This window comes from Alicyclobacillus tolerans, from assembly GCF_900142255.1.
Classification (GTDB): Bacteria; Bacillota; Bacilli; order Alicyclobacillales; family Alicyclobacillaceae; genus Alicyclobacillus_I; species Alicyclobacillus_I tolerans.
Genome location: NZ_FRAF01000021.1, coordinates 29,779 through 52,284 on the forward strand (window position 1 = coordinate 29,779; position 22,506 = coordinate 52,284).

Consider the following 22,506-nt stretch of genomic DNA (forward strand, 5'->3'; position numbering starts at 1 on the left):
TAGAGAGCAGGTGATGGGATGTCGCGCGTACCCATGCTGATTGGCAATTGGAAAATGAACAAAACGTTGCAGGAAGCACGTGATTTCGCTCAACGTTTAGGCCAACAATCCATGCATCTCAAGCCAGGTTGCGAATACGCCATCTGTGCTCCTTATACTAGCCTGCACTTATTGCGAGTTATGTTGCCCGCACAGGTACAACTGGGGGCACAAAACGTATACCATGAAGTGAGCGGGGCATATACAGGAGAAATTTCTGCGCCTATGCTTGTAGATTTCGGGACGAAATTTGTCCTTGCGGGACATTCTGAGCGCAGAGCGATATTTGGTGAGAGCAACGAGATGATTGCCAGAAAAGTATCCACCATTATGAAAGCGGGCATGACGCCTATACTTTGTGTAGGTGAAACGATAGCCGAGCGAGAAGCAGGTCAAACTGAACATGTGGTAAAGGAACAGGTATTGAGCGGTCTTGCCAATCTTGAATCTGGTGAAGTAGAAACGCTGGTTATTGCGTATGAACCTGTTTGGGCAATTGGTACGGGCAAGACAGCCAGCGTGGACGATGCTGGACAGGTGATTGGCTGGATACGCCAAATTCTAGTTGACCAATTTTCCTCATCCGTGGCTAACCATGTGCGCATTCTTTACGGGGGAAGCGTAAAAGCAGATAATATTGCTTCATTTGTCGGGCATCCTGAAATCGATGGCGGACTGGTAGGCGGAGCAAGCTTGGAAGCTGATAGTTTTGTTGGCATGGCAAAAGCGATAGAGGGTGGACAACGGTGAGCGAGTTCGAAAGAAAAGCCATTCCCTCTGGCCGAGGACCTGTTGCGCTGGTCATACTAGATGGGTTTGGGCTGCGGGAAAGTAGTGAAGGCAACGCTGTGCGATTGGCCAAAAAACCAAATTTCGATTCCTTATGGGCCAAGTTTCCTCACACAACTCTAGAAGCTAGCGGTGAAGCGGTAGGACTGCCGGAAGGGCAGTTTGGCAATTCTGAAGTTGGCCATTCCAATATAGGCGCAGGACGGGTTTTATATCAGGATTTTACGAAAATATCCAAACAAATTGAAACGGGATCATTTTTTGAAAATGAAATTCTGCTAAAAGCTATGCGTTCTGCCAGTCGAAATCAACGAAAACTGCATTTGATGGGGTTAGTGTCGGATGGCGGCGTGCATAGTCATATCCATCATCTGTTTGCGTTATTGCGCATGGCGTATGCCCGTAATGTACCCCAAGTGGTGGTTCACGCTTTCCTCGATGGTCGCGATACACCTCCTACAACGGGCCTGGGTTATCTCCAGCAGCTTCAGGAACAAGTTGAACAGGCTGGTAACGCTGTGATAGGCACCGTCCAAGGCCGCTATTACGCTATGGATCGTGACAAACGCTGGGAGCGAACGGGTCGAGCGTATCGCGCTTTAGTCTATGGAGAAGGCGAGAAAACACAAGACTTGTTGAGTGCAGTGAGTGACAAGTATGCTGCCGGGATTACTGACGAATTTATGGAACAACTCGTTCATGTTGATGTGCAAGGACAGCCACTTGGCAATATCGAGGATGGAGATGCTGTCATTTTCTTTAATTTTCGTCCCGATCGCGCTATTCAATTATCCATGGCTTTGACCGATGAACATTTTCAAGGCTTTGATCGAGGTCCAAAGCCCCCTAAGGTGCATTTTGTTTCTATGACAAAATACGCGGATGAAATTCATGCTCCTATTGCTTATCCTCCAACCTCACCTGTTCATACCTTCGGAGAAGTGGTGAGTCAGGCGGGGCTGACGCAACTACGTATTGCTGAGACCGAGAAGTATCCGCACGTGACTTTCTTTTTTTCTGGCGGTAAAGAGACACCCTTTGCCGGAGAAGAACGTGTTCTTGTTCCTTCGCCGAAGGTAGCCACTTACGACTTGCAACCCGAAATGAGTGCCTATGAGGTAGCGAAACGGGCCAAAGAGCGAATTCTGTCTGGTGAAATCGACGTGATGATTTTAAATTTTGCCAACCCTGACATGGTAGGACACACCGGCAGTTTGGAAGCGGCTATTCGCGCTGTTGAGGCAGTGGATGAGTGTCTTGGCGAAGTCTACCAGGCCATCGAGGAAAAAAATGGGGTTGCGTTGATTACGGCTGATCACGGTAATGCAGATATCATGATTGATCCGCAGACAGGCGGCCCTTGCACCACGCACACCGTCAGCCCGGTGCCCATGATTGTGACTGAACCGGGACTCGTTCTTCGATCAGGCATCTTAGCTGATATTGCCCCGACTATGCTGGATTTACTTGGCGTTGAGCCACCCAAAGAAATGGAAGGAAAGACGCTCATTATACATTCTTGAAGGTGAAGTATAACAGCAAAATGAAATTTAATTTGGGAGGAATTAAACTATGTCAGAGATTTTTGATATTCAAGCTCGCGAGGTATTGGATTCTCGAGGCAATCCAACAGTGGAAGTTGAAGTGGAATTGGAGAGCGGTGCCGTTGGGCGTGCAATTGTACCGTCCGGTGCGTCGACAGGAGCACATGAGGCAGTGGAGTTGCGTGATGGAGACAAGTCCCGTTATGGTGGCAAAGGTGTGCTCAAAGCAGTAGAAAATGTCAATACCCTCATCACTCCTGAACTGATTGGTGAAGAAGCTGACGATTTGATCGCCATCGATAGTCTGCTTTGTGAGTTGGATGGTACACCGAACAAAGGAAAATTAGGAGCTAATGCTATTCTTGGTGTCTCAATGGCTGTTGCTAGGGCTGCTGCCATGGAAGCTGGCCAACCACTTTATCGCTATCTCGGCGGTTTTCACGCACATCTTTTGCCGACACCGATGATGAATATTCTCAACGGTGGTAAACATGCGGATAATACAGTAGATATTCAGGAATTTATGGTCATTCCGCATGGTGCGCCTACTTTTCGTGAAGCGCTTCGCATGGGAGCCGAAATTTTTCACGCTCTTAAATCGGTGCTTTCTGCAGAGGGGCTGGCTACAACAGTAGGTGATGAGGGCGGTTTTGCTCCCAACTTAAAGACCAATGAAGATGCGATTCGCATGATTGTAAAGGCTATTGAAAAGGCAGGTTATCAACCGGGCGAGCAAGCGTCGATTGCGCTTGATGTGGCTTCAACAGAGTTGTTTGAGAAGGGTCATTACGTTTTTAAAGGAGAAGGTGTAACTCGTTCTTCGGACGATCTCATTGCGTACTATGAGAAACTGCTCAGTAGCTATCCCATTCTTTCCATAGAAGATGGTCTAGCGGAAGACGACTGGGAAGGATGGTCCAATCTCACTCGTGTTCTGGGATCAAAAGTGCAGTTGGTCGGTGACGATTTATTTGTTACCAATACAGAACGTCTGAAACGAGGTATTGAGTCGCAAGTAGGCAATAGCATTCTTGTGAAAGTCAATCAAATCGGTACTTTAACAGAGACTTTTGAATGTATGGAGATGGCGAAACGAGCTGGATACACAGCAATCATTTCACATCGGAGCGGTGAAACGGAAGATACAACAATTGCTGATGTAGCTGTGGCGGCCAATGCTGGACAGATTAAGACAGGCGCACCTAGCCGAACGGATCGGGTGGCTAAATATAATCAGTTGCTTCGTATTGAGGAAGAACTGGGCAGCGCAGCACGTTATGCTGGAAAATCCGCATTTGTCCGTAAAGGTTGAGTTATGATACACTCATCAGAGGAATACTCTGATTAGTGTTTGCGGTTTTGGACAGGAGGTGACAGATATGCTGGCAGCCGCAAAAGTCGTGTTGGTCATTCTCTGTGTGCTGCTTGTGACAGTCATTCTCCTGCAGTCCGGTCGTAGTGCAGGTTTGTCCGGCGTCATTACAGGTGGGTCCGATCAGGCAAACACGCGCAAGCCGAAAGGGCTCGACAGTTTACTTGGCCGCGTGACCGTGGTACTGGCTATCTTCTTTTTCCTGTTGACATTGTTCATTGCCTATTTTTCCAATCATCCGCATTGACGTATGGTTGATAGAATCGTTGGGGAAACGCAAACCCCAAAATGAAAAGTTGCGCAAAATCAAAAACCGCCCTCTGGGCGGTTTTTTCTATCGGAGTTTGAGGAAAAGGATTGGATTTTTCTGTATGTCAACAATGTATGGCTTGAAAGAGTCGTCTCTGAGCCATACTGCATAGAGTGGACAAAGACCAGATGGCAGGAACTTTAGCCCAAACAGAGGAATTGTAAGAGTACCAGGTGTGAGACAGAGGCTGGCGGTCAAAAAGGAGTGACGGACATTGAACAATGAATGGCAGTCGCGACTGCTCGATTATCTAGAAAATGAGGCAAACGGCTTGCTTTCTGTACGGGAATTAACTGACGCACTTGGCGTGGAGAGCGGAGATGATTTCCGTGAATTTGTAAAACTGCTGGCGGCTATGGAAGAAACGGGTCAAATCGTGCGCACCCGTAGTGATCGTTATGGATTGCCAGAACGAATGAATTTAGTGGTTGGGCGTCTGCAAATGAAGGCGCGTGGTTACGGGTTTGTGATTGCCGAGGATGGCAGTGAGGATATCTATATTCCAGGTACGGAAATGAACGGTGCCATGAGTGGCGACAAAGTGATGGTTCGTGTTGAAGCTGAGAACAAAATGAAAACCGGATCGGCGAAACATAGGGAAGGACGAGTTATTCGCGTTCTGGAACGGCAAGTTGAGCGTGTGGTAGGTCGCTTTGTCAAACATGAGAAACATGGCTTTGTCACTCCGGCTGACAAACGTTTTCCGCAGGATGTGTGGATTGGACCTGACCACTTGCTGGACGCACATGACGGTTATGTAGTGGTAGCAGAAATTTTGGAATACCCTACAGCTACACGCGGCCCTGTTGGCAAAATTGTCGAAGTGTTAGGACATCCTGACGAGCCGGGCATGGATATTCTTACGATAGTACGTAAATACAACCTGCCAGAAAAATTTTCGGATGAAGTGTTGGCTGCTGTCGAACGCATTCCGCGCACACTTTCTGAAAAAGATTATGAAGGCAGACGGGATTTACGTTCAGAACGAATTGTCACGATTGACGGCGAGGATGCTAAAGATTTAGATGATGCAGTCCATGTGAAGCGGCTTAAAAACGGTCATTTTGAATTAGGAGTTCATATAGCGGATGTAGGGTATTACGTGAAAGAGGGAAGTTCTATCGATAAAGAGGCTTATCGCCGGGGAACGAGTGTCTACTTGGTTGACCGTGTCATTCCTATGTTGCCGCAACGACTTTCCAACGATATCTGCTCTCTTAATCCACAAGTGGATCGGCTGACCTTGTCTTGCATCATGGAGATTGATGAAAAAGGAGCAGTGGTTAGTCACGATATTTTTCCCAGTGTTATTCATACGCGGGAGCGTATGACATACAACAATGTACGGAAAATTCTGCTCCGCGAGGACGAGGAGGTTATGCAACGGTACCGTGATTTGTTGCCCGATTTTGAGCTTATGGAAGAGTTGGCATTGATTCTGCGTGAAAAGCGAATGCGTCGCGGTGCGGTGGATTTTGACTTTGATGAAGTCAAAGTTGTGGTCGATCCGCTAGGAGCGCCCGTGGATATTGTAGCGCGTCAACGTTCAATTGCTGAACGAATTATTGAAGAGTTTATGTTGGCCGCAAATGAAACTGTGGCAGAGCATTTTCATTGGCTTGGCGTACCGTTTGTCTATCGGATTCACGAAGAGCCGGATATGGGCAAAATGCTCGACTTAAATCAGTTCTTGCATAATTTCGGATATTCTATTCGTGGAGTTGGCAATCGTGTTCATCCGCGTGCTTTGCAAGATGTATTGAATGAACTGCAAGGCAAGCGCGAGCAGCGTATGCTCTCTTCGCTGATGTTGCGAAGTATGCGTCAAGCGCGTTACGCACCAGAGTGTACGGGACATTTTGGCCTTGCAGCAGAATACTATACTCATTTTACTTCGCCTATTAGGCGCTATCCAGATCTTGTCATTCATCGAATTATTCGCGAGAATTTGCTGGCCCCATTTTCCGCAGAACGTGAAGGCGCGCTTGCTGCTTTTGTGGCTGATGCTGCTGTCCAGTCCAGTGAACGAGAACGCATTGCCCAAGATGCTGAGCGCGAATGCGATCAACTTAAAATGGTGGAGTATATGCAAGCTCATCTATTTGAGCCTTTTGATGGGTTGATTTCAGGTGTCACAAATTTTGGCTTGTTTGTCCAATTGCAAAACGGTGTAGAAGGTTTGATCCATATTTCGTATTTAACGGATGACTACTATGCGCTCAATGAACGTTTGATGGCGCTGGTCGGTGAACGTACAAGACGTGTTTTTCGATTGGGCGATCCGGTTCGGGTGCAGGCGATTGCGGCCAACAAGGAGACTTTGTCGATTGACTTTGAACTGTTGGAGCATTTGCGCGAAGCTACGTTTGTTTCGTCAGGTAGAGGTGGAGAGATTATTTACGATGAAGATCTTTCTCATACGGAACGTCGAAGAGCTATAGAAGAAAGGCGTTTGCGCAGCGAAGAAGGAGAGGCTCGTGGACGTCGCCGAACTCGAGAACGATTGTTGGCAGATACACATGGGAATAACTCATCGGCATACGGAACGGCAAGAAGAGAGACGGATCGTCCGAAAGACAAAGCGAAGCGCAATCAAAAAAGACGTAGCAGTATAGAAATTGGTCATGCCAGTGTCTCTCACGGGGGTTATGAAGGGCCTGCTTGGGCGGGAAAAAGCCGTCGCAAGAAAAAGCGGTAGAGGGTTTCGCTTGTGGCAGCCAATCTGTCTGTAGTAACATGGGAAGCACGTGAAATCGCGCGGGAATCCTGGACAGATTGAGGTGAGTTTTGTGGCCAAAGGCTCGGATAAAGTGCTCGCGCAAAATCGTAAGGCTTACCATGATTATTTTATTGAAGATACGTATGAAGCAGGACTGGTCTTGACGGGATCGGAAATTAAATCGATTCGCAAAGGTTCTGTGAATTTGCGAGATGCTTATGCGCGTGTGGAGAACGGAGAAGTGTTTATTCACCATATGCATGTAGCTCCTTATGAACAGGCGAATCGTTTTAATCACGATCCCATGCGTACTCGCAAATGTTTGCTACATCGTGAGGAAATTCGCAAGTTGATTGGTATGGTTAGGGAACGTGGCTATACCTTGGTGCCCACAAAAATTTACTTGCGTAACGGCTTTGCCAAAGTGGAATTAGGTTTAGCTCGTGGTAAAAAATCGTATGACAAGCGAGAATCTCTTAAGCAAAGAGATGCTAATCGTGAAATTCAGCGAGCCCTTCGCGATCGCCAAAAAAGCTGAAAAACGAGCGGTTGTTTTCTTCTAGAAACGAGTTTCCAGAAAAACAAAAATGGTTAGGAATGCACTAGAGGAATAGCCGTGAGGCTTCTATGTACCCAACACAGTCTTGTTTGAATTGGATATCGTTGTATAGATTGCTCTAACTTTCAACTTGTCAAATGTCCGTTTGTCACGTAGTATATGAAATGTAACGTCTGAACGCTAAGGCTTGGTGTAGAGCCTTTTGACAAACCATATTGTTCGTTCCAGACGTCCCGTCACGGGGGCGTTATGGATTCGACGGGGATTGTTTGAGCGTGTAACGGCGGGTCGTGGGGCTGCGTGGCCACGTAAAAAACGCAGACCTAAGAATAACTGGCAAAGCTAAGAAGAACTACACCACAAGCAATACCCTCGCCCTGGCTGCCTAATTTGCACCAGGCCGTCACCTTGTAAGTCGCCCGTGCTTACCTTGTGACGTCAACTGAGCGGGATAGCTCATAGGCTCTGTCTGCAGCCTGTGAGTGAAAATTAGCAGACTTACTCCAGTCTAAGCGTGTGCAACCGCGTAGCTGGAGGAAATGCAAAGGTTGCACTACACCCGTAGATGTTCACGTGGCAAAATCTTCGGACGCGGGTTCGACTCCCGTCGCCTCCACCAAAACATGCAAAACCACGACCAACCCGTCGTGGTGTGATTTGAAGCATAAGTTCGCCGTTGTGGCAGACTTATGCTTCTTTTCATTTTAAAAGACATTCATTAATCAGTGGAAAAACGATAGGATTGTCACTCACAAGCCCTTAATCAGGTTGGACAACCTCTCAAAAATGTAGGAGACTTCAGTCATCCGGACGTTGTCCCATGGAACGCAGGAAATATTCATTACAGTTTAAACAACAAATCGTTCAGGAGTGACTACTGTAATTCCAGGTCGATAATTTTGGGGAATCCGGAATGCTACAATACTCTCAGGAAGCATTGATTCAAGGGAGGCGGCCACGTGGGAACATGGAGCGGGAGGCAACGGGTTTGTTGTTCGTGTCGATTTTGGTCAGGGGGAAGGGACATCAATTTCACTGCCACAACCTTTAAAGCTCTGGACTCGAAAGGTAAATGCAATGGTCCGGCAGGGAGTTTTCGTGGCTTGGAAATGCGCGAGAGTGCATCATGCTCCAAATGGGAAGCATTTCGTTAACCATCCATGATCAAATTCATGGATTGAGATGAGGTGGCAGCATGAATCATCATGCCAATCCATTCATTCCACACCGATGGATACGGAGTCGGAGACGCGCCGATGTGTTCCAGTGGTTTTTTTATCTCTTTCTCTGGGGAGCAACGGTGGCATTAGGGGTGTGGTTAGGATATCGAATGGGGTCTGTCCGCTCCGGATTCATCGCGGGATTATCTCTAGTTACAGTCTGTCTGTTCTATGCGAGTGTTTGCTTGTCTTGGCATCTCAGAAAATTGGTACAACAGGAACAGTCGGAATCTGATGTAGCAAGGGTTAAAAGGCTGCTAGTTCCTTTATGCGAACGTGCAGGTTTAAGAGCACCACGAATTTTCATAATGAGTACTCCTGCGGCCAATGCTTGCGCAGCCGGAGTACTACATGGCATGCGTTACGTTGGTGTAACCAAGGGAGCGCTGAAGCTGCTCGATGATCGTGAACTGGAGGCGGTTTTGGCCCATGAAGTGACTCACCTGAAGCGTAGGGACAGTTTATTTGATGGTTGGTGGATTGCTCTTTCAGGAGTAGTGGTTTGGATTAGCGCCTTCAGTGTTGGGTTCGGAATTGCTTCTCTTATGTCTTCCACACGAGCCCAAAATGACAAAGACCGTTCGTCAGGTGCTGGCATGGGAATCTTTATGATCTTCGCCGGTATAGTGTTTGGGGTTGTTTCGGTTTTCTTTATTCAAGTCGTCCTGCATAACATCATGCGTCGAAGAGAGTATAGGGCAGACGAGGGTGCTGTCATCTTGACCGGATCAGCCACTCCTTTGATTCACGCATTGAAAAAGCTGGAATCGTCCGATCCGATGCTGGGCACTCAATCCGCACTAGCCATGCTCTTTTCGGTAAATCCTGCCCCCAAGAAGGGTTGGTGGGATGCCTTGTTTGCAACACATCCTAAGACATCCAAGCGCATAGCTCGGCTTCAGGTTCTCGCACGTGAATTGGGGGAGGTAAACCATATATAATCGAAAGACAGAAAAACAACAGAATGTACAAGTATCAAAATTAGAACGATTGTACTCTCAAGTCGGGAAACGAATCACTCAATGGGAGTGGATCAAAAAATTCTGGCACCAATCCTGAGCAGGCATGCGTGTCTGGCTATGCTTTCGGAACAATCACAAAATCACACTGTGCACCCATGCACAGATTCTAAGTTTGAGTCGTTCTATCTTTTATTACATCCGCTATTCTTATAAGTTGAATAAATTTTATTAATATTTTTGTATTTCAAATGAAAATGTAAACCAGAATAGATTGGAGATGCTTAGAAATGATTTTTTGTATCCATAAAATAAATTTAAAAAAATGCCTATTTGTTTTCTCTATTATTTTACCACTACTTTTTGTATACGGATGTGGCATACAACTGAACCATCCTCAAACTAAAAACACTAATCAGCCTATGGGTTCAAAATGGGATACATTGATAGATAAATATAATCATGAACTGCCATTTCATATAAAATTACCTACCGATTTAGACACGAACTGGATACTTGAAAATATTCAAATTTCTCATCCACCAGTAAGTCAATCAAGGAAATTAGATCAAGTTACAATTTTATATGGTAATAAAAAATCCCACCAAGCCATTTTTATAACTGAACAAAGTAATAAAATAACAATAGATGGGTATCAAAAAGAAATTCAATTAGACGGATATACAGCTTTAATAAGTGGACAAAAAAATAATTCTCAAAAGGGAACGGACATTTACGTTTGGGATGGGAAATTATCCATTGATACGATGGGAACAGGAGATATACCTCTATCTCTTCTAGAAAAAGTAGAAGTTAATTTGTTAAGAAATTAATCAAGTTTCGCACCTGGTTTGAGTCAATAAATTCTTTGTATGACTAGTATCCCAGAAGATAAAATGAAAAAACACCCTTATTTTCTGCTGGACGGAAGTTGCTGAGACAACTATCTTGACTTTATGGCTGATTAGGTGTATGCTTTTATTGTTCAAGTGAGATCGTTTATATGTGTAAACATTCTGAGCCGTTCAATTTTGCGCCTCATAGTGGGTGCAGATTTGAACGGTTTTTATACTAAAACGAATTGAACAAATTTTGTGCCAAAAGAGCACTACGGAGGAATTTAGGATGCATCAAGGAACAGTGAAATGGTTTAATTCAGAAAAAGGATTTGGCTTCATTGAAGTTGAAGGCGGAGACGATGTTTTCGTGCATTTTAGCGCCATTCAAGGAGACGGATATAAGACTCTTGAAGAAGGTCAACGTGTAACGTTTGATATTGTTCAGGGTCCAAAAGGTCCTCAAGCAGCAAACGTAGCCTAACTTCATCTATGAATGGACTGTCCTCGAATCATTCATCATGATTGCTCAGGGCGGTCCATTTCTCTTTATATACCAGCGCTTCATCGACACCTTCCGGTATACTCACTTCTAGAGAAGAATCTTGTAGAATTGGCTATCTCTTATGATCCAAGTCCTTCTATTCCTCGTATCCCTCCATTAGAGCGATTGATACCTAGTCGGTTTCCTGTAGCATGAGAAAGAGAGATGAGAACCATGTTTTCAAATCAAACTAATCATAATTGGCTAAAAGATTTAGAAAGTTATCAAAATCCAAGTATTTCAAAAAGTTTGTGGCAATTATTGAATACCATCGTGCCACTTTTACTATTATGGACAGGAGCCTATCTCAGCTTTTCTATTTCTATTTGGCTCTCCATTCTCTTAACGATTCCGGCAGCCGGTTTTTTGGTTCGGGCGTTTATCATCTTTCACGATTGTGGTCACCATGCTTTCTTTAGAAGTCGAAAGGCGAATGATATAGTCGGCGTTTTCATTGGTTTGATCACGTTTTTTCCTTATCACTACTGGAAGTATGAACACAGTGTACACCATGCTGGCAATGGAAATCTGAGCCGCAGAGGCATGGGTGATATCACGACACTTACTGTGAATGAATATCGAGAACTATCTCATGGCAAACGACTTCTCTACAGACTATACAGAAATCCTTTGATCATGTTTGGTCTTGGTCCTCTTTTCCTGATTCTCATACAGTACCGTTTCAATAGAAAAGGAGCTGGGCGAAAAGAACGTTTCAATACCTACCTGACGAATGGAGTTCTGCTGGGAGTTTTGGCATTCGGATGCTGGGCCTTAGGTTGGGAACGATTTTTGTTGGTTGAAGGTCTAACTCTTTATTTAGCAGGATTGGCGGGAATTTGGTTGTTTTATGTTCAGCATCAATTTGAAAACAGCTATTTTGAACAGGCAGAAAACTGGGATTATGTGACCGCTGCGCTTCAAGGCAGTTCTTTCTATAAATTGCCGAAAGTGTTGCAATGGATAACAGGAAATATTGGTTTTCACCATATTCATCATCTCGGCCCAAGAGTACCTAATTACAATCTTCAACGTGTTTATGACCAATTCACATATCTTCAGGAAGTTACTACGGTAGGTTTGCGCTCCAGTTTAAAGTGTTTACGTTTCAGGCTATGGGACGAGGAGAAAAAGAAATTCGTAGGCTTTAAAGGTGTAACAATAAGTTCTCGGTGGACTGCTGATTTCAGTGAAAGATAATGCATTCTATCATAAAAAACCCTCTATACAGAGATTTTGCAATCATATACTCTGTATAAAGGGTTTTTAGGGTCTAGATTATCATTTTACAAATTGAATGAGTGTTTCACAGCGAAAGGCTCTTTTTAATGTATAATAATTTTCTGAATCATCATTTTAATCATTGCCTCTTATTTCTATGCACATAAGGCTTAATCTCCGTTCATTGAATCAACGGGATTACCTGACGATTTGGATTGGAGAGGTCGCCGAGTGGATGTCTTTTGTTTAGGATGTGTTTTGCTTGAAAGCTGAGCTTAAAAATGTGGCTGCCAAGAAAATTCTCACAGAAGCCAAAGGTTATTTGGATGTCGGTTTTACACATTCCTTGAATCCATACAGCGGATGTGTCTTTGCTTGTCGTTACTGCTATGTCAGAGAACTGCCGATTCAAAAGTTTAGAGATCTGGATTGGGGAAATTGGGTGGATATGAAAACCAACGCAGCAGAGAATTATCGAAATGAGATGTTGAAGCTGCGTAAGAAAAACAAAGCTGTAAAGATTTTCATGTCTTCTGCCACGGATCCCTATCAACCCATAGAACGGGATGCTCAAATTACACGCTCTGTTATGGAGCAAATGGTAGAAAATCCACCCGATTTTTTGCAAATACAAACGCGTGGACCGCTAGTGACCAGGGATTTAAATTTATTAGTCCAACTGAATGAGAAATGTGAGGTTTGGGTATCTATGACCCTGGAAACGGATCGGGAGGATGTGAAGCGAATTTTTGCTCCTTTAGCGCCGGGAATTCAACGGCGATTGGAAGCCTTACGAGAAATTCATGAAGCTGGAATATCAACGCAAGCCGCCATTTCTCCTGTTTTGCCCTTCACACCAGATTTTCCTAAATTGTTAAATGGATGGGTCGATCGCGTTTGGATAGATACGTTGAGTATAGGCGATGGTTCTCTTGGCAAACGTTCAGAGAGACTAGGGATGCCTCAGTTATTTCAAGAACATGGATTCATAGATTGGTACAAAAGCGATTTGCATCTTCAAGTGGCACATTATTTTAAAAAATTTTTTCCTCAAGATAAGGTGCTTGTTTCTAGAGAGGAAGCGTTTTTATCTACCTCTGTGCGCCAAAAATGAGGGTTGTCGAAAGTGTCAATTCTATCTATCAAAAGCTTCAATCAACCCCCATCTATCTGATGATACATCAGAAACATTCTCAAAATCTCTTTCTTCTTGAAATTGGAGTACTAGTTCGCCTATGATTAGATTATATTTGATGCATAAGAAGACGATTGACAATTGCATAGTGAAGAAAAGGTTTTGTTTGGAACGATGAAGGAACCACGCTTTTAGCATTCTCGTTCGCAGACAAGTTTAAGAGGGAAACCGGTGAAAATCCGGTGCGGTCCCGCCACTGTAAGGGGGAGCTGTGATTCATTGCCACTGAGCATGCGCTCGGGAAGGGAATTGACAGCTACGATCCTAAGCCAGGAGACCTGCCTTTTCTTAAAACACCCATGGATGGAATCGAGCATCATGAATATGTAAGATTTCCTCTAGGAACCTACGGTCGATAGGGAGGTGTTTGTGGACGACTTTTGTCGTGTACAAGCACTCTTTCGAATTCGAAAGAGTGCTTTTTCATTCAAGAGTTTCTGCAAACCCTCCTCTTGCTTGCAAAACATTGAGGAGGTTAAACATGAAAGAAATCACATTACTTGTTGGTCATGGTAGTCGAGATGCGGATGGAAATGAAGAATTTCTAGAATTTGTCCAACGTATGCGCCATCAATTGCCGGATCAACATTTTGAAGCATGTTTTTTGGAGTTGGCCACACCTACTATTCCACAAGGAATTGACGCTTGTGTTCATCAGGGAGCAGAACGTATTGTTGTAGTCCCAGTCATTCTACTCGCTGCTTCACATGTTAAACTGGAAATCCCCGAATTTCTTGATGCCGCCAGAAAAAAATATCCACATGTCGATATGGTATACGGCAGAAATATTGGACTTCATGAGCAAATGGTCGACTTGCTCTGTGAGCGTTTTGCCGAGCAAGCAGCATCTATATCTGAAATGAATATTTCTGAAACAGCCATTGTCTTGATGGGACGAGGCAGTAGCGATCCTGATGCAAACGGTGATTTATACAAAATAGCTCGTTTGTTGTGGGAACGGACGGGTGTCTTGAGTGTTGAAGTTTGTTTTACAGGAATCACTTTCCCAAGACTTCCCGATGGTGTTCACCGCGCTGTATCGCTCGGTGCTAAACGTGTAGTAGTGGTTCCTTACTTCTTGTTTACAGGTGTCCTTATCAAGCGGATGAAAGGTGTTCTGCAAGATTTACAAACCGTTTATCCTGACATTCCGCTATCGATGGCAGAATACTTCGGCATGCATTCCCGCCTATTTCACATCGTGATCGACCGCATAGAAGAAGCAGCTGCAAAGCAAGCGTTCATGAACTGCGACCTTTGCAAATATCGCAAACTAGCAGCGCACGAACATGCTCATGATCACACACATGATCACACACATGATCACACACATGATCATGATCACAATCACTCACACGAGCATGCCCACCCTGCAGCTCACAACCATTCGTTGGTTCATAGTGAGTAACCCATTTCCTATTCATTACAGGAGGGCAAATATGGCAGGTATGGTTTATCTCATAGGCGCAGGACCGGGTGATCCTGGGTTGTTGACATTAAAAGCGAAAGAATGTCTGGAGCGTTCGGAAGTTGTCATCTATGACCGACTGGTATCTCCAGAAATCATGGCGTTTGTGCCGAACCATGTGGAGCGGATCTATGTAGGCAAAGAAGCTCATCACCACACACTTCCACAAACTGAAATTGAGACTTTGCTGGTGGAAAAAGCTTTGCAAGGTCTTACGGTCTCCCGTCTAAAAGGGGGCGATCCGTTTGTGTACGGAAGAGGTGGAGAAGAAGCGGAGTTTCTGGTTGACCAAGGTATCCCGTTTGAAATTGTTCCAGGTATTAGCTCGGTTATTGCTGTACCCGCATACGCAGGTATTCCCTTGACTCATCGAACACTTTCTGCGGGATTTCACGTGCTCACTGGTCATGAATGCCTCTATTCTTCAGGAACACCTTGGGATGCTGTAGCACTATCAGGTCAAACCATGGTTATCTTGATGGGAATGGGACATCTTCAAGAAATAGTCCAGAAACTGATAGATTGTGGGCGTCATCCAGAAACACCCGTTGCAATTATTCAATGGGGAACAACAATCAAGCAACAAGTCGTGTCAGGAACACTTGAAAACATCTGTCTCTTGGTGGAAGAAGCTCGTTTGCAGGCTCCAGCAGTCATAGTGGTTGGCGATGTGGTCAGAATGCGGGAGAAGTTGCAATGGTTTCAACCTTCTGTAGAGATAGCTCAATGACTGGAGAGGAGGGAATCATATGGAAGGTAAAATTTTGATTGTTGGATTTGGACCAGGCAGCTTTGAACATATCACTGTACGAGCTCGCGAGGCAATTCAGGAAAGTGAAGTCATTATTGGGTATAACACGTATGTCGATTTAATTCGTGACTTATTGACTCATCAAGAGATTGTCCGCACAGGTATGACGGAAGAAGTCAGTCGGGCACAAAAGGCGGTAGATTTGGCTGTTCATGGTCAGGTTGTAGCTGTGATTTCAAGTGGAGATGCTGGTGTGTACGGCATGGCGGGATTAGTGTATGAAGTGCTCATTGAGCGTGGCTGGCATCCGGGAGAACTTCCGATTGTTGAGGTTATTCCCGGCATTTCTGCCATCAATTCTTGTGCCGCTCTTTTAGGTGCTCCCATCATGCATGATGCTTGTACCATCAGTTTATCTGACCACCTGACTCCTTGGTCTATCATTGAAAAACGCATTGAAGCTGCAGCTTCAGCAGATTTTGTCATAGCTTTATACAATCCCAAAAGTGGTCGGCGTACTCGGCAAATTGTGGAGACACAGAGAATTCTTCTCAAGTACCGCAATCCGAAAACACCAGTCGGTTTGGTGAAAAGCGCTTATCGAGATCGGCAACAAGTTATTCGTACAACACTTGATGATATGTTGAACCATGAGATTGGTATGTTAACAACTGTAATTATTGGTAACTCATCAACGTTCTACCACGATCATCTCATGATTACACCACGCGGATATCAGCGCAAATACACATTGGATACAGCCGAACAACGCTTGCGGCCTGGAGAGCGTCTCAAGCCTGAGAATGAGCCGTGGTCATTGAATGCCGCGCAGGAGTCGCTGCTTAGAAGTCGTATCGAACCCCAATCTTTGCAGAATCAATCCATCATCTCTGAGTCGGAACATCGGACGCCTCGTGATTGGGCTGCCGCCGCTTTACAAACTTTGCATCAGGGTGAGGCAAGCTCATTAAACGCTGCAGGTTCAACTGGCTTTGCCACAAAGATGCCAGTTCCTCGTGCGTCTATTTTTGAAGTTGCCGTCAGTCCCGGGATAGCTAACAAGAAGTTTAGTTCTTCCCAATTGGTTTTAATCGCCGATTTAGTTGGGGAGCAGGGAGAGATTGAGTATACAACTGCGCATCAGCTAATTCTTCGCACGGTTACAGAGGATGCGGAATCGTTGGTGCAAAGCTTGCGTGCTGCGGGCTTGATGGTTCTACCCGTGGGTGAAGTGATTAAAATTAAGGCTTGTGATTTTTGTGACGGTGAAAAGCATGAGGGGATTCCTTATGCAGAGGAAATTTCCAGGCGACTTGCCGGTCTTCCTGTAGAAAAGGAACTGCGTATTGGTTTTAATGGGTGCGCAATGTCCTGTTACGGGGCAGTCAGCGAGGATATTGGACTTGTCTTTCGCAAAGGAAAGTTTGATCTTTTCCTTGGTGGAAAAACAACGGGTCGCAACGCAGCGCCTGGTCAACGAGTGGCAGAGGGAATCCCGGCTGAAGAGATGCCGGATTTATTAGAGCGGATTGTTTCCGCATATCGGGAAAATGCATTTCCTGACGAGAGATTTCATAAGTTTTTTGCTCGAGTCGGAGAGATTGAAGGATTTATGCATCGAGATCGGCCGCAAACTGTGGTGGCTGATGCGGTTTGTGGCTCTTAGAAGGAGGGTGTGCCAGTGATTTTCTTTATGGCAGGCACAAGTGATGCTCGTGAATTGGCTATAGCCCTACAAAAGGCTGGTTATCCGCTTCTCGCCAGTGTGGTTACGGAGAATGCTGCAAAAATTTTGCAAGAGGCAGGCGTGCCGGCGCGGTTTGGACGGCTGGATGTGTCTGCGATGACCGCTCTCTTGCAGGAACTTGGGAGCACCCTAGTGGTGGATGCGAGTCATCCATTTGCAGAGGAAGCCCACCGTACTGCCATGGCAGCGGCCAGTGAATGCCAATTGCCGTATATTCGCTATGAGCGATCGAGACAAAATTTTGGCAATGATGATTTGATTACGTATGTAGATACATACGAAGAAGCAGCTCTGGTGGCGGCTCAAAAAAGAGGCAGTGTCATGTTAACCACGGGTAGCAAGACCTTGCAAATTTTTACTGAGAAATTGCTTGGCCAGCCAGATATACGTTTAGTTGCCCGCATGTTGCCGAGAATTGACAATATGCAAAAATGTGCCGAACTCGGAATGGATCAAAAAAACATTATAGCGATGCAGGGACCTTTCTCCAAAGGATTAAATGAAGCATTTTACCGACATTATGGAACTACTTTGGTGATTACGAAAGAAAGTGGTGGGCCAGGTGCGGTGGATGAAAAAGTGGAAGCTGCTCTGGATATGGGAATTGAGGTTGTGGTGATTGGGCGGCCTAAACTCGATTATGGTTTAGCGTTTTCGTCTATAGAGGCTGTTCTCGAAGAGGTGGCCAAGCGTTATAGCTCATAGGAGGCGAGGTTATGAATTTTAACACAGATTTTCAGCCAGTGACGACACAGCCGCAAGAAATAGAAGAAAAAAGTTTCAAAATCATTACAGAAGAACTGGGCGCGCATCCGTTTACGGACGAGCAATTTCCAATAGTACAGCGTGTGATTCATGCTTCGGCAGATTTTGAACTTGGACGTAGTTTAGTTTTCCACCCCCATGCGGTACAAGCTGGCATTCGAGCGATTCGTGAGGGACGAGCTCTCGTTGCGGATGTGCAGATGGTCCAAGTTGGTATAAGTAAGCCGCGCATCGTCAAATACGGAGGAGATGTGCATGTCTATATTTCCGATCCGGACGTAGCCGCAAAAGCAAAGGAACTGAATACCACACGTGCCATCGTTTCCGTTCGCAAGGCGTGTGAAGCACATGATGGAGCCATCTTTGCGATTGGCAACGCTCCTACAGCGCTCCTTGAATTGATTCGGCTCGTCAAAGAAGGTTCAGCCAAGCCGAGTTTGATTGTTGGGGTTCCGGTAGGTTTTGTCTCAGCCGCTGAGTCCAAGGAGGAACTGATGAAACTGGATATTCCCTTCATCACAAACCGAGGACGTAAAGGTGGAAGTCCGGTTGCCGTAGCTGTGATCAACGCGCTGTCTATTCTTGCTGACGCACAGGGTCGGTGATGATGTTTGACTGAGATGTTAGATGTGCCGGAGGGGCCACTTCGACATGGATACACCACAGGCGCATGTGCAACCGCCTGTACAAAAGCTGCCTTGCTGGCTCTCATCCAACAGCAGCCAGTATCGGAATCCACCATTTGGATTCCGGCAGGTGAATGGGTGACGTTTCAAGTGCATGATGTCCATTTTTCGCCCAACGAAGCGCAAGCTGCAACCATTAAAGACGGTGGGGACGATCCCGATGCGACGCACGGTGCGACAATAGTGGCTACCGTTTCCTGGGCAGAGACTCAAGGTGTAGACATTGACGGAGGCGTTGGAGTGGGACGCGTTACAAAGCCGGGACTCCCAATTCCTGTCGGTATGGCGGCTATTAATCCAGTTCCACGGCAGATGATTCAGTCAACAGTGGAGTCGGTACTTTCCGAATATGGCATTGAACAAGGCGTTAAAGTGGTCATCTCTGTACCCAACGGTGAAGAGATTGCCAAAAAGACTTTAAATGCTCGCCTGGGCATTTTGGGTGGAATCTCTATTTTAGGAACGCGTGGTATTGTCGTTCCTTTTTCCACAGCTTCCTATCGGGCGAGTATTGCTTACGCGATGAATGTTGCCAAAGAACAAGGAATCTCTACAGTGGTACTGACGACTGGTGGTCGTAGCGAGAAATACGCCATGAAGATGTTTCCGGATTTGCCTATAGAAGCGTTTATAGAGATGGGTGATTTTGTCGGTTTTTCCGCTAAACATGCCAAGCGAGTAGGCATGAAAGAGATTCGCTTTGTGGGAATGATGGGTAAATTTTCTAAAGTGGCACAGGGTATCATGATGGTTCATGCCAAAAGCGCTCCCATCGATTTCTCGTTTCTAGCTGATTTAGCGAGGCGAGTGGGTGTGTCTGAGCAACAAGTCGAAAGCATCCTATCAGCCAATACAGCCAGTCAAGTAGGTGATTGGATGGTGGAGTGGGGATACCCTCAATTTTTTCAAGAAGTTGCAAATTCTTGTTGTCAGCAAGTGCTTCAGCATATTGGTGGTGGCATGCGTATTGCTACATATTTGACCACTTTGAACGGCGAATATCTAGGAGGAGCTGAAATTGAAGGATAAGCAAATTTTAATCGTAGGAATCGGGGATGATGGCAAAGCCGGATTATCCGTCCGTACTTTAGAACGGATCGCCGCTTCTGCCATCCTTTATGGCGGAGAACGGCAACTATCCTTCTTTCCGGATTTTCCGGGAGAAAAAAGAGTTATTCGTAGTCCTCTGCAGGATACGATTCAAGAAATCGAACAGTCGTCTACACAGCAATCCGTGACCGTGCTTGCGAGTGGTGATCCGTTATTTTACGGCATAGGAGCCACTTTAGCCCACAAATTAGGACGGGAACGCGTTGAAATCATCCCTCATTTAAGTTCTGTTCAGCTAGCTTTTTCCAGGGCGGGAGAGAGTTGGCATGCCGCAAAAGTAGTGAGTTTGCATGGCAAGTCGATACGCGGTCTAGCCCAAAAATTGCATGGCGTACCTGTAGCTGCTTTGCTGACAGACGATGTCCATACACCTTCAGTCATTGCTGAATATCTGAAGAAGTTTGAGATGAATGAATATGACGCATTCGTGGCAGAGCATTTGGGAAGCGAGCAAGAGAGGACAGGATGGTATTCTCTGGATGATTTAATCCAAACTGACTTTTCACCGCTCAACGTTGTGTTGCTGAAGCATCGTAAGAACGCGAAAGTTCCTGTATTTAAACTGGGTATGGATGACGAAAGTTTTGCACAGCGTAAACCGGATCGGGGTCTGATAACGAAACGGGAAATTCGTGTCTTGGCACTCTCGGAGCTTGCTTTACAACCGGGAGGAGTCCTTTGGGATATCGGCGCTTGCACTGGATCGGTATCGATTGAAGCCATTCTTTCGACACCTCATCTGCAAGTTTATGCAGTGGAAAAAAATGAAGGTGATTTGCAAAACCTTTTTGAGAACCAAGTGAAATTTCGCACCGATTTCGTCGCCATCCATGCCAAAGCCCCGGAAGGACTGGATGGATTTCCAGATCCAGATGCTGTGTTTCTTGGAGGAAGCGGCGGCGAGTTGATTGAGCTTCTGACTCTTTGCGCAGAGAGACTACGACCTGGTGGTCGCATTGTGGTCAATGCCATAACGATTGAAAATCTTTATCAGGCGCAGCAAACACTGCAAAAACTCGGATTTCAGGTTTCTATTACACTGGTTCAGACATCGCGCAGTAAGCCTATCTTAAATTTGACCCGCTTGGAAGGTATGAATCCGGTGTATTTGGTTACGGCATGGCGCGCAGAAACAGAGGAGGATGAAAACCATGTCCGTTAAACCGGGTACCTTGTATGGCGTAGGCGTCGGTCCGGGAGATCCAGAACTCATTACAGTTAAGGCGTATCGATTGATGCAAACGGCGCCTGTAATTGCTTATCCAAACAAAAGAATGGGTAGCAAGAGTTATGCGCTGGAAATTGTTGAAATGTATGTCGATCCGGCAGAAAAGACGATGCTGGGGCTTGTATTTCCTATGACCAAAGATCCGCAACTTTTGCAACAACACTGGACGGACACGGTAGCCAAAGTCTGGTCATATCTCAGCGAAGGACAAGATGTGGTCTTTGTCACAGAAGGAGACCCTAATCTATACAGCACCTTTATTCACATGAGTCGCCTCATGCAGAAAGAGTATCCAGAAGTCAATATTGTTTCAGTTCCCGGTATATCATCTGTCAATGCAGCTGCCAGTCAATTGGGGGTGCCGTTAGCAGACGGCGATGAAGTGGTAGCTATTGTTCCAGCCAACCACGATCAAGAGGCCATGCGCGAAGCTTTGAGAATGCACGATTGTGTAGTGTTCTTGAAAGTAGCTAAAGTTCTCGATGAAATGATAGAGATTTTGGAGGATATGCAACTTCTTGATAAAGCGATGGTATGCAGTAAAGTGACCTCTTCAGGAGAACGGATCTGGAAAAATGTACGAGAACTCCAAGGTTCTTCTTTGAATTATCTGACTCTTATGGTGGTGAGAAAATGACACTACAAGCCAAGGTATACATTGTGGGTGCAGGGCCTGGAGACGTCGAGTTAATTACCGTAAAAGGCATGCGAATTTTACAACAAGCTGACGTGGTGCTTTATACAGACAGTCTTGTACGGGATGAGCTTATCAAGTATGCCAAGCCAGAAGCTGATATATACAAAAGTGCGGGAATGTCTCTGGAAGAGATTGTGAATCTTATGGTAAAAGCAGTTCGGGAAGGGAAAAGTGTGGCACGTGTGCATACAGGAGATCCTTCTGTATTTGGCGCGATTTTAGAACAAATATCCTTGCTTCGTAAAGCAACCGTGGCTTACGAGATAGTTCCCGGAGTCAGTTCGGTCTTTGCGGCAGCTGCGGCCGTTGGCGCTGAATTAACTGTGCCTGATCTCACCCAAACGGTCATTCTGACTCGTATGGGCGGGCGCACACCTATGCCCGAAGGTGAACAACTGCGTGAATTGGCCAATCATCATTGCACAGTCGCACTCTACCTCAGTGCAACGCTGGCGAAGAAAGCGGTCGATGAATTTTTGCTGGCTGGATGGGAGCCTGATACGCCTGTCGCAGTGGTCCAAAAAGCTACTTGGCCAGATCAAAAAATCATTCGTACGACACTTTCTGGACTGGTTCGTGCAATGGGTGATGCGCACATTTCTAGTCATGCTATGATTCTTGCCGGTTGGGCGCTTGATCCAGATTTGCCGGACCAGGGTCAACACAAGTCAAAATTGTACGATCCGTCTTTCACTCACAGATACCGCAAAGGAGTGATAGCGGTTGACTAAGCTTTATGCGGTCGTG

General features: G+C 45.7%; 20 protein-coding genes, 1 other RNA gene and 1 riboswitch. All 21 genes read left to right on the forward strand.

The features are described from left to right. Window positions 1-18 precede the first annotated feature (18 nt). The gene (gene tpiA, locus BUA75_RS11640) at window positions 19-789 is read left to right on the forward strand and encodes a triose-phosphate isomerase (RefSeq protein WP_072874776.1); all 771 of its coding nucleotides are present in this window, start codon (window positions 19-21) and stop codon (window positions 787-789) included. Further along, on the forward strand, window positions 786-2,351 hold the full coding sequence (gpmI, locus tag BUA75_RS11645) for a 2,3-bisphosphoglycerate-independent phosphoglycerate mutase (RefSeq protein WP_072874777.1): 1,566 nt from the start codon (window positions 786-788) through the stop codon (window positions 2,349-2,351). Before tpiA ends, gpmI begins: the two co-directional genes overlap by 4 nt. A gap of 49 nt (window positions 2,352-2,400) precedes the next feature. Further along, window positions 2,401-3,684: a phosphopyruvate hydratase gene (gene eno / locus BUA75_RS11650; RefSeq protein WP_072874778.1), complete on the forward strand. Its 1,284-nt coding sequence runs from the start codon at window positions 2,401-2,403 to the stop codon at window positions 3,682-3,684. Window positions 3,685-3,751: 67 nt separating this feature from the next. After that, window positions 3,752-3,991 (forward strand): preprotein translocase subunit SecG, encoded by a 240-nt coding sequence (gene secG, locus BUA75_RS11655; protein WP_072874779.1) that lies wholly within the window; start codon window positions 3,752-3,754, stop codon window positions 3,989-3,991. Window positions 3,992-4,268: 277 nt separating this feature from the next. Then, window positions 4,269-6,752 carry a ribonuclease R gene (rnr, locus tag BUA75_RS11660; protein ID WP_072874780.1) on the forward strand — a complete coding sequence of 828 codons (2,484 nt, stop codon included), beginning with the start codon at window positions 4,269-4,271 and terminating at the stop codon, window positions 6,750-6,752. A 91-nt stretch (window positions 6,753-6,843) separates the two neighbouring features. Beyond that, a complete protein-coding gene (gene smpB / locus BUA75_RS11665; RefSeq protein ID WP_072874807.1) occupies window positions 6,844-7,311 on the forward strand; it encodes an SsrA-binding protein SmpB in 468 nt (155 codons plus the stop codon). A 261-nt stretch (window positions 7,312-7,572) separates the two neighbouring features. Continuing rightward, window positions 7,573-7,951, forward strand: a transfer-messenger RNA (tmRNA) gene (ssrA, locus tag BUA75_RS11670). Between the two features lie 576 nt (window positions 7,952-8,527). After that, window positions 8,528-9,493: a M48 family metallopeptidase gene (locus tag BUA75_RS11680; RefSeq protein ID WP_072874782.1), complete on the forward strand. Its 966-nt coding sequence runs from the start codon at window positions 8,528-8,530 to the stop codon at window positions 9,491-9,493. Window positions 9,494-9,801: 308 nt separating this feature from the next. Further along, window positions 9,802-10,344 (forward strand): hypothetical protein, encoded by a 543-nt coding sequence (locus BUA75_RS11685; RefSeq protein WP_072874783.1) that lies wholly within the window; start codon window positions 9,802-9,804, stop codon window positions 10,342-10,344. 292 nt (window positions 10,345-10,636) lie between these two features. Then, on the forward strand, window positions 10,637-10,831 hold the full coding sequence (locus BUA75_RS11690; protein WP_072874784.1) for a cold-shock protein: 195 nt from the start codon (window positions 10,637-10,639) through the stop codon (window positions 10,829-10,831). Window positions 10,832-11,065: 234 nt separating this feature from the next. Then, window positions 11,066-12,091: a Delta(5) desaturase DesA gene (gene desA / locus BUA75_RS11695; protein WP_072874808.1), complete on the forward strand. Its 1,026-nt coding sequence runs from the start codon at window positions 11,066-11,068 to the stop codon at window positions 12,089-12,091. Between the two features lie 283 nt (window positions 12,092-12,374). Further along, window positions 12,375-13,226, forward strand: coding sequence for an SPL family radical SAM protein (locus BUA75_RS11700; RefSeq protein ID WP_072874785.1), 852 nt, complete (start codon window positions 12,375-12,377; stop codon window positions 13,224-13,226). Between the two features lie 202 nt (window positions 13,227-13,428). Then, a riboswitch (cobalamin riboswitch) is annotated at window positions 13,429-13,607 on the forward strand. A gap of 181 nt (window positions 13,608-13,788) precedes the next feature. Further along, the gene (locus BUA75_RS11705; RefSeq protein WP_072874786.1) at window positions 13,789-14,715 is read left to right on the forward strand and encodes a sirohydrochlorin chelatase; all 927 of its coding nucleotides are present in this window, start codon (window positions 13,789-13,791) and stop codon (window positions 14,713-14,715) included. A 31-nt stretch (window positions 14,716-14,746) separates the two neighbouring features. After that, window positions 14,747-15,505 (forward strand): uroporphyrinogen-III C-methyltransferase, encoded by a 759-nt coding sequence (gene cobA, locus BUA75_RS11710; protein ID WP_072874787.1) that lies wholly within the window; start codon window positions 14,747-14,749, stop codon window positions 15,503-15,505. Window positions 15,506-15,524: 19 nt separating this feature from the next. Next, on the forward strand, window positions 15,525-17,192 hold the full coding sequence (cobJ, locus tag BUA75_RS11715) for a precorrin-3B C(17)-methyltransferase (RefSeq protein ID WP_072874788.1): 1,668 nt from the start codon (window positions 15,525-15,527) through the stop codon (window positions 17,190-17,192). Between the two features lie 15 nt (window positions 17,193-17,207). Then, window positions 17,208-17,978 carry a precorrin-6A reductase gene (gene cobK, locus BUA75_RS11720; RefSeq protein WP_072874789.1) on the forward strand — a complete coding sequence of 257 codons (771 nt, stop codon included), beginning with the start codon at window positions 17,208-17,210 and terminating at the stop codon, window positions 17,976-17,978. 11 nt (window positions 17,979-17,989) lie between these two features. Further along, complete coding sequence (locus tag BUA75_RS11725; RefSeq protein ID WP_072874790.1) at window positions 17,990-18,643, forward strand: precorrin-8X methylmutase; 654 nt, start codon at window positions 17,990-17,992, stop codon at window positions 18,641-18,643. 15 nt (window positions 18,644-18,658) lie between these two features. Continuing rightward, window positions 18,659-19,753 (forward strand): cobalt-precorrin-5B (C(1))-methyltransferase, encoded by a 1,095-nt coding sequence (locus BUA75_RS11730; protein ID WP_072874791.1) that lies wholly within the window; start codon window positions 18,659-18,661, stop codon window positions 19,751-19,753. After that, complete coding sequence (locus tag BUA75_RS11735; RefSeq protein WP_072874792.1) at window positions 19,743-20,996, forward strand: bifunctional cobalt-precorrin-7 (C(5))-methyltransferase/cobalt-precorrin-6B (C(15))-methyltransferase; 1,254 nt, start codon at window positions 19,743-19,745, stop codon at window positions 20,994-20,996. Before BUA75_RS11730 ends, BUA75_RS11735 begins: the two co-directional genes overlap by 11 nt. Further along, window positions 20,986-21,699 (forward strand): precorrin-2 C(20)-methyltransferase, encoded by a 714-nt coding sequence (gene cobI, locus BUA75_RS11740; RefSeq protein ID WP_072874793.1) that lies wholly within the window; start codon window positions 20,986-20,988, stop codon window positions 21,697-21,699. The genes BUA75_RS11735 and cobI overlap by 11 nt, the downstream gene beginning before the upstream one ends. Beyond that, on the forward strand, window positions 21,696-22,490 hold the full coding sequence (cobM, locus tag BUA75_RS11745; RefSeq protein WP_072874794.1) for a precorrin-4 C(11)-methyltransferase: 795 nt from the start codon (window positions 21,696-21,698) through the stop codon (window positions 22,488-22,490). Before cobI ends, cobM begins: the two co-directional genes overlap by 4 nt. Window positions 22,491-22,506 lie beyond the last annotated feature (16 nt).